Origin of the sequence: uncultured Maribacter sp., assembly GCF_963975365.1 — a bacterium.
In the GTDB taxonomy this organism is placed as follows: Bacteria; Bacteroidota; Bacteroidia; order Flavobacteriales; family Flavobacteriaceae; genus Maribacter.
Genome location: NZ_CAXBGF010000016.1, coordinates 22,730 through 38,331, shown reverse-complemented (window position 1 = coordinate 38,331; position 15,602 = coordinate 22,730). Strand labels below are relative to the sequence as shown.

Below are 15,602 nucleotides of genomic sequence, written 5' to 3'. Positions count from 1 at the left end.
TAAAACCCGCATCAGACATACCAATATTCAAACTAGAAAGGTCTATAGAAACAAAAACCTCAATCTTTGAACTCTCTAAAATAATACTTTTCCTAATTACATAATGATTTAGTTTTTTGGTCTTTTATTTACATCGAAATTACAAAGCTTGAATTTAGAAGAAACTCTTTTGAACTTACTGTTTTGCTTAACGTGTATTGTTATTTTTTCTAAATATTTTTTATACAGCTCCTATATTCGAAAAATACAACGCCAATACCAGGGGATTTCAACAAAAGAAAAAGCACTCTTAATACTATATAAACTTATAGGATTAAGAACCTGTTAATCTCCTAAAGTATGCGAAACAACCACATCTTAAAGTTCAAAGATATCTTCTTGCAACAAGACTTTTTTATTCTCAGCGATTCTTTTTGTAGAAATTATAAGGTCTTTAAAACCTAAGTCTGAAACTTGGACATTACGTTCTAAATAAGGTTTTGGCGCATCTATATTAAAATAACCTTTCATTACTTGAGTTGCCATTAAGTATTTTCAATAAGCTAATATTAGTAAAAGGCATAGGCACTTTATTCTTTGAATCAAATAGATTGCCTTCAATCAATATTTCTTGAGTATGACCAACACCCATAAAAAATAAAATCAATAAAAGCGAAAGTATTTAACTAAGTTTATTATTGAGCTTGCTCAACTTTATTTGGGTCAGTATCTTCTTTGTATATAATGGAAAATCTGCATTTAGCATCCACCCAAAATAGCCAGGTTCGTTTTCTAACACCGCATGAACCTTTTTACCTTTATGCTTTCCGAATGAAAACACTTCTTCTCCATCTTCATCCATAGCAATGAAACCAGCAAAATCTACCGATTGTTTTCTTCTTGAAAATTCAGAAAGTTTTTTGATATTATTTTCCAAGTCCGGGTACCTATCTAACTGAGAAAGCAATACTTCATATGTCGCATTGGTATCTGCAGCAGCACTATGGGCATCTAATAAATCTTTATCACAATAGAACTTATAAGCAGCTTCTAAAGTTCGTTTTTCCATTTTATGAAAAATTGTCTGTACATCTACAGAAACCGTATTTTTCATATCAAAATCAATACCAGCACGTAATAATTCTTCCGCAAGTAATGGAATATCGAACCGGTCGGAATTAAATCCGCCTAAATCACTATCCTTTATAATCTTAAATATTTCTTTAGAAAGTTCTTTGAAGGTTGGCTCATTCGCCACCTTTTCATTGGTTATACCATGCACCGCAATAACCTCATCCGGTATTACCATTTCTGGATTTACTAACCATGTTTTACTCTCTTTGTTCCCATTAGGATACACTTTAAGTATTGCAATTTCAACAATTCTATCCTTTGCTACATTGACACCAGTTGTTTCTAAATCAAAGAAACAAATCGGTCTGGTAAGCTTTAATTCCATACGTGTTTAACTTTTGACAAAAATACCCTTTCGTTCTTTTAACCCTTTAGGATACCAGTGTTTAAATTTATTCTTAAAAATAATTATAAATATGCTGTGCTTTCTTGTTACGCTTTTAATCATACGAACAGAAATAAAGGCATTATAAATTTATAACAAGACAATCTTGCTTAGTTTATTCATTGATTTTGATTAAGTATTGTCAATATACGCAACAAGACCTGTTACACCTTAGAAGATTATATAGAATTAAAATTCACGATTAGGATCCCATGCTTCCAAGTAATCTGCGATTGCTTTAGCAAACATACTACCTAATGCTCCATTTACCACTCTATGGTCATAACTATGCGAAAGGTACATTTTACTACGGATACCAATAAAGTCTCCTTCAGGTGTTTCAATCACAGAGGGCATTTTTCTGATAGCCCCTAAAGCTAATATACCAACCTGTGGTTGATTAATAATCGGCGTTCCAAAAACACTCCCAAAAGTACCTACATTGGTAACAGTATACGTACCACCTTGCACTTCATCTGGTTTCAAAGTGTTATTTCTAGAACGGTTTGCCAAGTCATTTATAACCTTCGCCATGCCAACCAAATTTAACTGGTCAGCATTCTTAATTACAGGAACAATAAGATTACCGTCTGGTAATGCCGCCGCCATTCCTATATTAATATTTTTCTTTTTAATAACGGTATCTCCATCAACAGAGATATTCATCATTGGAAATTTCTTTAAAGCTTTAGCTACCGCCTCCATGAAAATTGGAGTGAAAGTTAATTTCTCACCTTCTCTTTTCAAGAAAGCATCTTTCATCCTATTGCGCCAATTTACAATATTGGTTACATCAACTTCAATAAAACTTTGAACATGCGCAGAAGTTGATACACTATCTGTCATATGCTTAGCAATCAACTTGCCCATTCTAGTCATAGAAATCACCTCATCACCACCGGAAACTTGTAGTTTAGGCTTATCAACTAATGGCCCATTAATTTTAACCGGTGCTGGCCCAGAAGTTATATCTGATGTAATTAAAGCTGGTTTAGACTGCTCTGCAGTTTTTACTTTTACATAATCAGAACTTGCTCCATTTTTCACATAGTTCAAAATATCATCTTTTGTAACCCTACCATCTTTACCTGTGCCCAATATAGTCTCGAGCACTTCAAAAGAAATACCTTCTTGTTTAGCAATATTCTTAACTAAAGGTGAATAGAATCGGTCAGAATCTCCTATGACAAAATTTGGGGAAGAAGTATCAGATTTAGCGTTTAACACAGCCTGTTCAGCTGCAGAAACCATTTCTACTTGCCCAGGCACTTCAACATCTTTTTTAGCAATTATTCCTGCGTCTTTAGCCACATCAACATCTCCATCTATTTCAATAATCGCGACGGTCTGACCTACTTTAACTACATCATCAACATTAAAGCATTTCTCTATCAAAACACCATCTACCTCACTTGGCACCTCACTATCAACTTTATCTGTAGCAATTTCAAAAATGGCTTCATCCATCTCAATAGTATCCCCTACCTCTTTCAACCATGACGTCAATGTTGCTTCTGCAACACTTTCTCCCATACGCGGTAGTTTTAATTCAAATTTTGACATATCGATAATTTATAGCTTGTTTTTGTGTATTTTTTTGCAAAAATAATAAAATTTATACCTTTTGGTTGATATTATTATGAAATTACATGAACTAATCTTGTCTTAGCGAACCTTCAAACGGAACTCTATTCACTATACTTCTGCCTAAGGTAACCTCATCAGCATATTCCAATTCATCACCTACTGCAATACCTCGTGCAATAGTAGACGTCTTTACCGCTAAACCTTCAATTTGTCTGAAAATATAAAAGTTTGTCGTATCGCCTTCCATTGTAGAACTCAACGCAAAAATTAATTCTTTTATTACCCCTTTTTCTATTTTTTCAACGAGCGATTTAATTTTTAAATTTTGTGGACCAATACCTTCCATAGGAGAAATTTTCCCCCCAAGAACATGATACTTCCCCCTAAACTGACCTGTGTTTTCTATTGCCATTACATCTCTAATATCTTCAACGACACAAACCAAAGTATCATCTCTTTTAGGATTTGCGCAAATTTCACACCTATTGGTATCTGAAATATTATGACAATTTTGACAAAACTGAATTTTACTTCTCAAACTAACCAATGATAATGAAAGATTTTCTGTACGCTGTTCTGGCTGCTTTAGCAAGTGTAACACTAAGCGTAATGCAGTTCGCTTACCAATTCCTGGCAATTGAGACACTTCGTATACTGCATTCTCTAATAATTTCGATGAAAAATCCATAGGCTTTAATGGGTATAAATTTACGATTAAAGTTGAAAAATATACCGTACAGCGTGCACAAAATTCTTAATGAATTATAGTCGCATTTTATGATACTCTCTTAGATAAGCTATACTTAGATAGCATATTACCCGCTAGTAATTTCTGTAGCATTCCCATAAATATATTTATTAGTTCTAATAACCAGCTTCAGAAACTATTAGAAGCAAAGCTAATTTAATGGCCTCTTCGCCATCCTCGTTCAACCACCATTCATTTAATGAATGCGCACCACCACCAATACCACCCCTACCTATAGTTATTGCCGGAATTCCCAAAGAAATAGGAATATTGCTATTGGTAGACCCTCTAGTAAGACTTGGTACAGAACCAAATAAGGTCGTAGCACTAATAGCTCTCTGCACTAAAGGAGTATCTAAAGATAATTCTCCCGAAGGCCTATACCCAATCTTAATTAGTTCTAGAGAAATCTTATCATCAATACCAGAGTTATTATACTCTTCTACAGCTGTTTGCATAGATGACTTAAAAATATTCTCAATCTCAATCAACCTATCTTTATCGACTGAACGCATATCTACTTCCATCCAAGATTCGAAAGGTATAGAGTTTACAGAAGTTCCTCCACCCATTCTTCCAATATTGAAGCTTGTTTTAGGACCTTCGTCTGTATATTTTTTAGCATTGACAGAAAACTCCTTTACAGCATAACCTAAAGCATGATGCGGATTTGCCAAACCAAATGCACCCCAAGAATGGCCGCCTAGCCCTGTGAACAAGGCTTTATACCTTACCGATCCCAAACCAGCGTTATTCACCCTCCCTATTGCTCCACCATCAATAGATATCCATGAATCTATTTTAGGTGCACCATTTCTAAATAGATGCTTAACCCCTCTTAAATCTCCTAATCCCTCTTCACCTACTGTTGCAACGAACCAAATATCTGCTTTCGTTTTTATATTTGAATTTTTCATTGCTTTAAAAATAGTCAATAGCATTGCTAATCCTCTTGTATCATCTCCTATTCCCGGTGCGAACAATGTATCACCTCTTTGTTGAACATTTACATTTGTGCCTTCTGGAAAAACGGTATCCAAATGAGCATCCAATGCTATTACTTTTCCACCTTCTATTCCTTTTTTCAATGCAACAACATTGCCAACTTCATCTATTAAAACATTGTCGGCACCTGCATCAACAAACATTTTCTCTAAGGCCTTAGCTCTTTCCCCTTCTAAAAACGGTGGAGCTGCAATTTCAGTTAATTCAATTAAATTTTTATTCGTTTCTTCTTCAATAGCATCTATATATTCAAAAGCACTCTTTATACTTTTATCTTTCAATAATTTCGTTAGTTCCTTATCAATTTTCTTGTCGATTTTTGAAGCATCTTGGCCATACAAATTATTGGATACACTAAAAACGAAAACCAACATTGTTAGAATCACTTTATCAAAAAATTTATTTAATCTACTCATTATTTAGTATTTTAGGATTTGTATAATGAAAAGGTATCAAAAAATAATTCTACTAGAAATATTCGAATACTTTATTAGCAATTAATTCGAGATTTATCTACTTAAGTCCAACCTTTTCATCTTATCATAATACCTCCTTTAACTTTTTGTAATTTGCGCTCAAAATTATAAACAATGAACGCCTCTCATTTACTATTTTTGATTTCTGGCTATTTCGTTTTGCTTTTAATTATTTCATATTTCACAGGCAAAAACGATTCTAATGAAGATTTTTTTAAAGCCGGAAAACAATCACCTTGGTATCTAGTTGCCTTTGGTATGGTTGGCGCATCATTATCTGGTGTAACATTTATTTCGGTACCTGGCTGGGTCGATGCTTCCCAATTTAGTTATATGCAAGTGGTGTTCGGTTACTTTCTTGGCTACATGGTTACCGCATTCGTACTTCTACCTATTTATTACAAACAAAACGTTACATCTATTTATGAATATCTTGATGATAGATTTGGTTTTGTCAGCTATAAAGTTGGTGCCATATCCTTTTTTATATCAAGAGTTTTAGGTGCTGCCTTTCGATTATTCTTAGTAGCTATTGTATTACAACAATTTGTTTTTGATGCTTGGAACGTCCCTTTTGAGATAACAGTAATTCTTTCCATTTTGCTTATTTGGGTCTATACTTTTAGAGGCGGAATAAAAACTATCGTTTGGACAGATACTTTACAAACATTATTCATGCTGGTATCTGTCGGACTTTCCATGTATTTTATATTGGATAAAATGGATTGGACCTTCGTTGAGTTTTTAAATTCACCAGAATTGGGCCAATACAATAAAACCATTTTTACAGATGATTTCTCTTCAAAAAATCATTTGGTAAAATCATTTTTAGGCGGAATGTTTATTACTATTTGCATGACTGGATTAGATCAAGATATGATGCAAAAAAACTTAACTTGTAAAAATTTAGGGGAAGCTCAAAAAAACATGGTCAGCTTTAGTATTGTGCTCGTCGTAGTCACTTTTATATTTATGTTGCTAGGTGCGCTTTTATTTATTTATGCGGACAAACATAATATAGCCATACCACTTATGGATGGTGCGCCAAAATCTGATTTACTTTTTCCTGAAATTGCCTTGAATAGTGGTTTAGGTATTACCGTTGCCATAACTTTCATGCTAGGTTTAATAGCAGCAGCTTACAGCAGTGCGGATAGTGCACTAACATCGCTAACCACATCATTTTGTGTAGATTTTCTCGATACGGAGAAAAAACCACAAAAAGAAGCAAAGAAAATAAGGAGAATTACGCATATTGGCATGAGTGTATTACTGATTATGGTAGTTATCTCCTTTAAATATATTTTAGATAGAAATGTAATTGATGGTTTACTTACCGTAGCTTCTTACACTTACGGACCGCTATTAGGTTTATTCTCTTTTGGTATTTTTACAAAGCACCAGGTAAAAGATAAATATGTTTGGATAGTTGCCTTAATTTGCGTTTTAATAATTCTTATTTTAGCTAAACTTCCGAATGAATATTTAGGCGGATATATATTTGGTTATGAGCTACTACCTTTAAACGGACTACTTACTTTCGTAGGACTTTGGCTTATTAGAAAACAACCAACAGAACCCAATATTAACGATATTGCTTAAGGGTTATAATTTAATATCGACCGGTAGACAAAAGCACCAAGGTACAGGCCACATCTACTTCTATACCGTTCTTTTCTAGCAAACTATAAAATATAGGATTTTCAGTACCCGGATTAAATATTACCCTACTTGGAGCTAAAGAAATTATCAGATTAAAATATTCTTCTTGTCTTTTTGGATTTAGATATAGCGTAATTGTATGAATATTATTAATTTTGTCGAAATTATTACTGATGTGGACTCCAGAAACCTCACCTTCCCCCAACCCGTAGGCTTGGGTTTCTATTCCTGAATCTACCAGTCTTCTTATAGCTAAATTGCTATAGCGAGTCGGGTTCATGGAAGCTCCAAAAACAAGGGTCTTTTTCATAATATTAAAAATGTTAAAATTTTACATATATATAACTAACTGCGCAATATTTAGTCTATTAATAAAGTTAGATATTATCTGAGTATTAATTTTTTTTTGTTGGTAACGCTATATGTTTATAGTTAATGGTTAGTGTTTAGTATAGCCTATCAGCATTATGAAGCCCGACTTCCAATTCATTTTGGAATGTTCGGGTTTCTTTTTTTTAAAAACTTGTAAAAAAATTCTATGCTAACCAAAATAAGTTACACCCAAGTAGTAACAATAGATAAAAAAAATCGTCTATTATTTTGTATAGGTATATTTAATAAAGAAGAATGGTTGGTTTTTTCTTGTTAGGTAAAACTATATAGAACCCATGGCAAAACCATGGGTTCTTTATTTACCATCGTATGATTACACTACCCCATGTAAAGCCACTACCAAATGCGGCTAAAACAACAAGATCACCATCCTTAACTTTTCCTTCTTCCCATGCTTCTGTAAGTGCAATAGGAATAGATGCAGCGGTAGTATTACCGTATTTCATGATGTTATTGTATACCTGATCATCGGTAAGTTGAAATTTCTTTTGAATAAACTGTGATATTCTAAGATTTGCTTGATGTGGCACCAATAAATCTATATCTGTAGATTTTAATTTGTTCCTCTCTAAACCTTCTATGATAACCTCACTAAAACGAACAACTGCATTCTTAAACACAAACTGACCATTCATATAAGGAAAGTAAGATTCATCATTAGGGTCATTATCCGCTATAATATCAGTAACCCATCTTTTACCCATACCTGGGGCAATCAATGAAAGTTCTTCGGCATGTTGCCCTTCTGAATGTAAATGGGTAGAAAGAATTCCTTTAGATTTATCCTCTTCCCTGCTTAAAATAGCAGCACCAGCACCGTCACCAAAAATAACGGATACACCTCTACCTCTAGTAGTCATATCCAATCCATGAGAATGAAGTTCAGAACCTATAACCAATACATTTTTGTACATACCGGTCTTAATATATTGGTCGGCAATAGAAATTGCATATACGAACCCAGAACATTGATTACGAACATCTAAAGCACCAACAGTTTTAATTCCTAAATCTCTTTGTACCAAAACACCTGGACCAGGAAAATAATAATCGGGACTTAACGTGGCGAAAATAATAAAATCGATATCATCCTTATCAATACCAGCTCTCTCGATAGCTATTTTTGCGGCTTTTACACCCATTGTCGTTGTGGTATCACCATCACCAGGCACAACATGCCTTCTCTCCTTAATACCGGTACGTTCTTGAATCCAGGCATCGTTGGTATCCATCACTTTTGACAAATCATCATTTGTCACTACGTTATCAGGAACATAATGACCTAAGCCTATTATTTTTGAATTATACATAGTAATATTTTTAACCTGAAGGATTTCAGGCAGAATTAGTGTTGCAATATAAACAAGAATTAATAATCAAGCCTAAAAATGTAACAAACACTAGCATTTAGAATGCTAGCAATAACTTTTAATCTAGATACTTATTAAAACTATTCACCTTAATATTTGCTTTTAAATCATGAAGTAAATTATACAACCCAAAAAAAGTACGATTCATATAAAGAAAATGCTTTGAACCTCTATTACCATTCATCTTTCTAATTTGTTTGTCAGACGCAAAACGTTCTCCTAAATCTGCTATTTTACCCCAAAAAATCTCATCGCCGAAATCAAATTCCTCATTATGAAATGGAGATGTAAACAAACTCAGTAACTGATAAAAGAGTGATTTAAAAAATACTATTTCATCTTCCTTATCGGTGGTCATCAAAATTTCTAATTCATACAATTTATCAGTAAAAATCTTATCATTCGAAATATTCTTAGGCTTTGCTAATTCAAAATAAGGTATATAAAACGAATTAGGAACCTCTTTAATACAGCCAAAATCAATAGCTATTAATTCATTCTCTCCATTCACCAAAAAATTACCTGGATGAGGATCAGCATGCACTTTTCGTAAACCATGAATCTGAAACATATAAAAATCCCATAGTGCTTGGCCTAACTTATCTCCAGTTTCCTGTGAAAAATTTGTTTTAGTGAATTCACTTAGATGTTTACCGGTCATCCAGTCCATTGTAATAATTCGTTCACTAGAAAGCTCTGTATAATATTTGGGGAATTTTATATTAGATATACCTTTGCAAGCCTTTGTTATTTCTATACTTTGAGCAACTTCCAACAAATAATCTGTTTCCTCTACTAACTTATTTTCAACTTCCTTAAAATATTTGCCAGAGTCTTTACCCTGCAGATTAAACATGCGAATAGCAATAGGTTTTACAATAGCTAAATCACTACTAATACTTTGGGCAACACCTGGATATTGAATTTTAACCGCTAATGTTTTTCCATTTTTAGTTGCCTTATGTACTTGCCCAATACTAGCCGCATTTATAGAATCTTTTTCGAAAGTATCAAAAACTTCTTCTGGATATTTATCTAGGTATTTTTTGAAAGTTTTGCGTACCAATGGAGCAGATAATGGAGGAACAGAAAACTGGGATAAAGAAAATTTTTCCACATAAGCATTAGGCAATAAATTCTTCTCCATACTCAACATCTGCGCTACTTTTAAAGCACTACCCTTTAGAGATTTTAATCCGTCATAAATGTCGGTGGCATTATCCTCGTTTAGTTCGTCTTTCGTAGTATCGGGATTAATAATTTTCTTACCTAAATATTTAGCATAATTACCGCCAATCTTAGCTCCCGTTTTAACAAGTTTACTGGCACGTTCAATCTTTCCTGTTGGTATTCTATCTAGTGTTTTCAAATAGTAGTTTTGTTAGATTAGGCAAAAGATTCCTTGTATAGAAATTTACCGAAATCGAGAATGTTATCTAAAGGAGTATTATCGAATACATCAAATATAGTATTGACAGATTTTTCTATAGCCACATCTGTCTTTTCAAAACCAGCGGAATCATCTGACTTCCAAAAATTCAATAAGAACATAAATTGCAGCCAAGCACCTTCTGAGAAAAATTGAGGATTATGCTTGGTTAATTTTTTATTTTCATTACCAGCTACTATTAGACCTTTTGCAAACTCTTTTATATTCCTTCGAAGGCCTTTTAGTTGCTCCATATTTTTAAGCGTATTATTAGATTGCTCCAAAGCGAACAAAACGTAACTTCTGTTTAAGGTAAGTACTTCAAAAAAAGTGTAGAAGAATGTCAACATTTTATCGCGATTAGAAAAATCCTGATACTCTTCATTCTTCATCATAACATTAGAAGAATTATCAAAAAAGGTAGTCCAAATACCTTTTTGCAATGTGCTTATTGAGCCAAAATGTATATAAAAATCAGACTCCTGTATACTGTTTACCTTACAAAACTTATAAACTGACTTTGGCACTTCTTCATGCTCTAAAACATAGTCCATAAACATTGTAACGATAGATTCTTTCGATATTTTTTTTGCTTTTGCAGACATATTCAATAGTTTTTTATAAAAGGTACAATGCAATTTTCATAGTTAGCAGTTTTTATGAAACATTAGCTTTTGTTTAGCAAAAACGTGCTATTAAAAAATAGCACGTTTCAAACAACCTAACCAATAAATAATCAACATGCGGTTATGTGTAAAATTCTTTTTCATAGCACTTTTTCATAACCACAATACAAATATACATTATGTTTAACTTTTTATCGTAAAATATAAACAAAATATTTGTTAAACTTTACATAACTTATAACTGTCAGTTTGTCACAATCTTCAATTGTGGTATTTTTTTTGACTTCAAACTACCAAACTATTTTATAGCAATAGTCACTAGAATGGTGACATAAATAATATAACATATGGCAACAGGTAAAATTAATGTGTCTGTAGACAACATTTTTCCACTTATTAAAAAGTTCTTATACAGTGATCATGAAATTTTTCTTAGAGAATTAATTTCCAATGCTACCGATGCAACATTAAAAATGAAGCATTTAACAACTATTGGCGAAGCCAAAGTTGATTACGGCAACCCTATTATTGAAGTAAAAGCGGATAAAAATGGCAAAAAACTTCATATTATAGACCAAGGTTTAGGCATGACCGAAGAAGAGGTTAAGAAGTATATTAATGAAGTTGCTTTTTCAGGAGCAGAAGAGTTCCTGAACAAATATGAAGATTCTGCCAAAGATTCAGGTATAATTGGCCATTTTGGTTTAGGATTCTATTCTGCTTTTATGGTTGCCCATAAAGTAGAAATTATAACCAAAAGTTATAAAGACGAACCAGCGGTGTATTGGTCTTGTGATGGCTCTCCTGAGTTTGTAATGGAAGAAGCTCAAAAAGAGACTCGTGGTACAGAAATCATACTTCACATAGCAGATGATTCTACCGAGTTCCTAGAAGACGGTAAAATAAAAAGCTTGTTAAGCAAGTATAATAAGTTTATGCCTATTCCGATAAAATTCGGAATGAGAACGGAAACCTTACCAAAACCAGAAGGCGCCAAAAAAGAGGACCCTGCACCAACAGTAGAGGTTGATAATATTATCAACAACCCTAACCCAGCGTGGACAAAACTACCTGCAGATTTAAAACCAGAAGATTATAAAAGTTTTTACAGAGAGCTATATCCAATGCAGTTCGAGGAGCCTTTGTTCAATATTCACTTGAATGTAGACTATCCTTTCAATCTTACAGGTATACTTTACTTTCCAAAACTTTCTAATGACTTAAACCAACAAAAAGATAGAATTCAACTTTATCAGAATCAGGTTTTTGTAACAGATAATGTTGAAGGAATAGTTCCTGAATTTTTGACTATGTTACGTGGCGTTATCGATTCTCCTGACATTCCGTTAAATGTATCTCGTTCTTACTTACAGGCAGATGGTGCCGTGAAGAAGATTTCTTCTTACATCACCAGAAAAGTAGCAGATAAATTAAACTCTTTATTTAAAAACAACAGAGAAGAATTTGAAGCAAAATGGAACAATATTAAAATCGTTATTGAGTATGGGATGCTTTCTGAAGACAAGTTTTTTGAAAAAGCAGATAAGTTTGCACTTTACCCAACAGTAGATGGTTCTTATTTCACTTTTGAAGAATTACAAGAAAAAATTAAAGCAACACAAACAGATAAAGACGGCAAAACAGTTATTCTTTATGCTTCTGATAAAGAAGCTCAACATAGTTATATAGAAACTGCTAAGGCTAAAGGATATGAAGTATTGTTATTAGACTCTCCTATTATTGGTCACCTGATACAAAAATTAGAAAGTTCTAAAGAAAATATTTCTTTTGCTCGTGTAGATGCTGACCATATAGACAAACTGATTCAGAAAGAGGAGACTCAAATTTCTAAATTGTCTGATGAGGAAAAGGAAACTTTAAAAACCGAATTGGAAAAAGTAATTGGTGAAAAAAGCAGCTATACGGTTCAATTAGAAGCTATGGACAGTAATGCATCACCCTTCACAATTACAGAACCTGAGTTTATGCGCAGAATGAAAGAAATGCAGCAAACCGGTGGCGGTGGCGGCATGTTCGGTATGGGTGCCATGCCAGAAATGTATAACCTAATCGTTAATACAAACAATGAACTGGTCGGTGAAATATTGCATACAAAAACTGCCAAGAAAAAAGAGCGTTTGATCAATCAATCACTTGACTTGGCTAAGCTATCTAAAGGTTTACTAAAAGGTAAAGATTTAACAGAGTTTATTAAACGTAGTTATGAGATGGTAAAATAATCTCATTCATTCATAAGTTTAAAAAAGCCACTACAAAATATGTAGTGGCTTTTTTATTTATAAATCCATAAGACTACCAATAGATAGGCTCAGTACCTAAATACTTTTCAGCAATTGGCCGATAATAATCCAGCACCTCATCTAAATCATATATTTTCTGACTTTTAGTGTACAAATCATATTTATTAAAATCTTTTATTAATTTTAAATAATCAGCATCTTTATCATTTAAAAGTTCTTTATAGCTACCACCTGAATGCCAAGGATAAAAAGAGTGATATCTAATCATTACCATAGCCTCTTCTGGTAACGTATTTGTTTTATGATTGTTTAAAACCTGATACAAATATTCATCATGGCCCCAAGCTAAATCTACTTTATCTATACCACATCCCTTTTCATAAATGCCTGTTGGTGTTTTATATTTTTCATTCTGCATGTCTTTATTAAGACTATTGAATTCAGGAAATACACATGTGTCTGGTAATGCACAGCCTACAATAAACACATCACCAACCATACCCCATTGTTCTGCTTGGCTCGTACCATCTTCATCAGATCCTTTTAAGAACATTACTTTACCCAGATCATGAATCAAACCAGTTAATTGCATCCAATCTGGTCTGCCATCTGCACGTATGGCTTCAGCACTTTGTATTAAATGCTGAATGTTAGGTAAATTAATATCTGGATCACTTACATCTATAAGACTGTTCAAATGACGCATGGCTTCCCACAGGTCCATGGGTTTATCAAAGGTTAGATATTTTTTATGCATATGCTGCACATAATCTAAAGTTTGATTTTTCCTCATCTTACGATAATGTTCCTTTACCGCAACCGATACATCTGGTGCATTATAGTCCCTGAAAACTTTTTCCTTCATGAGTAAGAGATTAATTGTTAGTTAAAATTACACATTCCCTAAAATAATATACAAAACAACTGTAAACAAAACCAAGAACAAGCTAAATGGTTTAACATATTTCCAAGGTTTCAAATCTAATATTCCAGAGTCCTTCATCTCAAACCTTTCTTCTTTAGAGAAAAAATAAGAAGCGAAGTGCATGACTATTATATTCAGAATAAATTCTAATCCCCAAATGTGAACAAAATGAAGATTTACTTTAAATCCGAAATTAACTATGACATAAAAAAGCAATCCAAATAACAATCCTATTTTGGCTCCGGTAGCGGTAACCCTAGGAAATAAAAATCCTGCTATTATTACGCTAGCAATAGGAATAAAGAATATTCCGTTCAATTCTTGTAAGAGTTGATATAACCCTTTTGGGGCATTGGCTACGAATGGTGCAATTGAAATCGCGAATACAGCAAGAAGGGCTGATGTCAGTTTTCCTATTCTCACTAATTTAAGTTCGCTACTATTTTTATTTACGTATCGTTTAAATATGCCCAAACTAAAAACTGTTGCCGCACTATTTAAAGCACTATTAAATGTACTTAAAATAGCACCCATCATTACTGCAACAAAGAAACCTGTTAACCATAATGGCATAACTTTCTTTACCAATAGGGGGTAAATACTATCTTGATTATCATAGTGAGTTTCTCCAAAGTAATAAAATGCAATTAAGCCTGGTAAAACAATAATAAGTGGCACTAAAATCTTTAAAAGTCCTGTAAAGAGTAATCCCTTTTGTGCTTCTTTTAAATTAACCGCACCCAAAACTCGTTGTATAATTGATTGATGCATGGTCCAAAAATAAATCTGATTGACCATCAATCCTGTAAAAAGTACCTCGAATGGTAATATTGCAGTTCGGGCACCATTACCAATACTAGTTTCATTACTAATTACGTTAAACTTTTCTGGACTCTTATTAAACACCAATTCAAATCCACTAAACACATTACCATCACCTATACTCAGCAATGCCAAAATTGGAACTAGTAAACCCGCAACCAGAAGTCCGAATCCATTTATAGTATCGGTATAAGCAACCATTTTTAATCCTCCAAATATGGCATATATCGCTCCTAAAACACCAACAATTAATATGGTAATAATTATTCCTTGTTCTTGACTGACTTCCAATAAGCTTGATATTTCAAAAATTGCCTCGATATTTAGGGCTCCCGTATAAAGAACTATTGGCAATAGTGTTGCTACAAACGATATAATTAATAATAATGCTATAAGGGTTCGGGTTAAACCATCGAAACGTTTTTCTAAATACTCAGGTATTGTAGTCAATCCCATTTTCAAGTACCTAGGCGCAAAGTATAAAGCACCTATTACTAACGCTAATGCAGAGGTTACTTCCCAAGCAATAATTATAGCTCCGTTTTTATAGGCAGAACCATTCATACCCACTAAATGTTCTGTCGATATATTGGTTAACAATAGAGATCCTGCTATAACGATACCCGTTAACGACCTACCTCCTAAAAAATAACCGTCTTGAGTGTTAAGTTTATCTTTACGAAGTTTCCAAGTTGCATAAAAAGCAACAAATCCTGTAAAAAGTAAAAATGTTAAAAATGCCATGAACGTAAATATAGAAAAATGATGAACACAGACTCCTAAATATTAATGCTAAAACA

Annotated in this window: 13 protein-coding genes; 2 read left to right on the top strand and 11 right to left on the bottom strand. The window is 33.3% G+C overall.

The features are described 5' to 3' along the window. Positions 1-357: 357 nt before the first annotated feature. The 5 genes from AACZ49_RS15735 to AACZ49_RS15715 all read right to left on the bottom strand — a co-directional run bounded on the left by AACZ49_RS15735 (position 358) and on the right by AACZ49_RS15715 (position 5,254). Complete coding sequence (locus tag AACZ49_RS15735) at positions 358-525, bottom strand: hypothetical protein (RefSeq protein ID WP_339656884.1); 168 nt, start codon at positions 523-525, stop codon at positions 358-360. Between the two features lie 136 nt (positions 526-661). Beyond that, positions 662-1,438: a 3'-5' exonuclease gene (locus AACZ49_RS15730; protein WP_339656882.1), complete on the bottom strand. Its 777-nt coding sequence runs from the start codon at positions 1,436-1,438 to the stop codon at positions 662-664. 249 nt (positions 1,439-1,687) lie between these two features. Beyond that, positions 1,688-3,061, bottom strand: a complete 1,374-nt coding sequence (locus AACZ49_RS15725; RefSeq protein WP_339656880.1) for a dihydrolipoamide acetyltransferase family protein — start codon at positions 3,059-3,061, stop codon at positions 1,688-1,690. 91 nt (positions 3,062-3,152) lie between these two features. Continuing rightward, positions 3,153-3,773, bottom strand: a complete 621-nt coding sequence (recR, locus tag AACZ49_RS15720; protein WP_339656878.1) for a recombination mediator RecR — start codon at positions 3,771-3,773, stop codon at positions 3,153-3,155. Positions 3,774-3,949: 176 nt separating this feature from the next. Further along, positions 3,950-5,254, bottom strand: a complete 1,305-nt coding sequence (locus AACZ49_RS15715; RefSeq protein ID WP_339656876.1) for a M20/M25/M40 family metallo-hydrolase — start codon at positions 5,252-5,254, stop codon at positions 3,950-3,952. Positions 5,255-5,428: 174 nt separating this feature from the next. Between AACZ49_RS15715 and AACZ49_RS15710 the strand changes: the two genes are divergently transcribed. Next, positions 5,429-6,916, top strand: a complete 1,488-nt coding sequence (locus tag AACZ49_RS15710) for a sodium:solute symporter (RefSeq protein WP_339656874.1) — start codon at positions 5,429-5,431, stop codon at positions 6,914-6,916. Between the two features lie 10 nt (positions 6,917-6,926). Here AACZ49_RS15710 and AACZ49_RS15705 read toward each other — a convergent pair whose 3' ends face one another. The 4 genes from AACZ49_RS15705 to AACZ49_RS15690 all read right to left on the bottom strand — a co-directional run bounded on the left by AACZ49_RS15705 (position 6,927) and on the right by AACZ49_RS15690 (position 10,773). Then, on the bottom strand, positions 6,927-7,286 hold the full coding sequence (locus AACZ49_RS15705; protein ID WP_339656872.1) for a CoA-binding protein: 360 nt from the start codon (positions 7,284-7,286) through the stop codon (positions 6,927-6,929). A 382-nt stretch (positions 7,287-7,668) separates the two neighbouring features. Continuing rightward, the gene (locus tag AACZ49_RS15700) at positions 7,669-8,679 is read right to left on the bottom strand and encodes a beta-ketoacyl-ACP synthase III (protein ID WP_339656870.1); all 1,011 of its coding nucleotides are present in this window, start codon (positions 8,677-8,679) and stop codon (positions 7,669-7,671) included. 118 nt (positions 8,680-8,797) lie between these two features. Continuing rightward, on the bottom strand, positions 8,798-10,108 hold the full coding sequence (locus tag AACZ49_RS15695) for an AarF/UbiB family protein (RefSeq protein ID WP_339656868.1): 1,311 nt from the start codon (positions 10,106-10,108) through the stop codon (positions 8,798-8,800). Between the two features lie 17 nt (positions 10,109-10,125). Further along, positions 10,126-10,773, bottom strand: coding sequence for a TetR family transcriptional regulator C-terminal domain-containing protein (locus AACZ49_RS15690; protein ID WP_339656866.1), 648 nt, complete (start codon positions 10,771-10,773; stop codon positions 10,126-10,128). 368 nt (positions 10,774-11,141) lie between these two features. On the opposite strand from AACZ49_RS15690, the gene htpG reads away from it, so the two are divergent. After that, positions 11,142-13,034: a molecular chaperone HtpG gene (gene htpG / locus AACZ49_RS15685; protein ID WP_339656864.1), complete on the top strand. Its 1,893-nt coding sequence runs from the start codon at positions 11,142-11,144 to the stop codon at positions 13,032-13,034. Between the two features lie 73 nt (positions 13,035-13,107). Here the strand turns inward: htpG and AACZ49_RS15680 are convergent, their stop codons facing one another. Both AACZ49_RS15680 and AACZ49_RS15675 read right to left on the bottom strand, forming a co-directional pair. Continuing rightward, positions 13,108-13,920, bottom strand: coding sequence for an inositol oxygenase family protein (locus AACZ49_RS15680; protein ID WP_339656862.1), 813 nt, complete (start codon positions 13,918-13,920; stop codon positions 13,108-13,110). A 27-nt stretch (positions 13,921-13,947) separates the two neighbouring features. Next, positions 13,948-15,546, bottom strand: a complete 1,599-nt coding sequence (locus AACZ49_RS15675) for a solute:sodium symporter family transporter (RefSeq protein WP_339656860.1) — start codon at positions 15,544-15,546, stop codon at positions 13,948-13,950. Between the last annotated feature and the right edge of the window lie 56 nt (positions 15,547-15,602).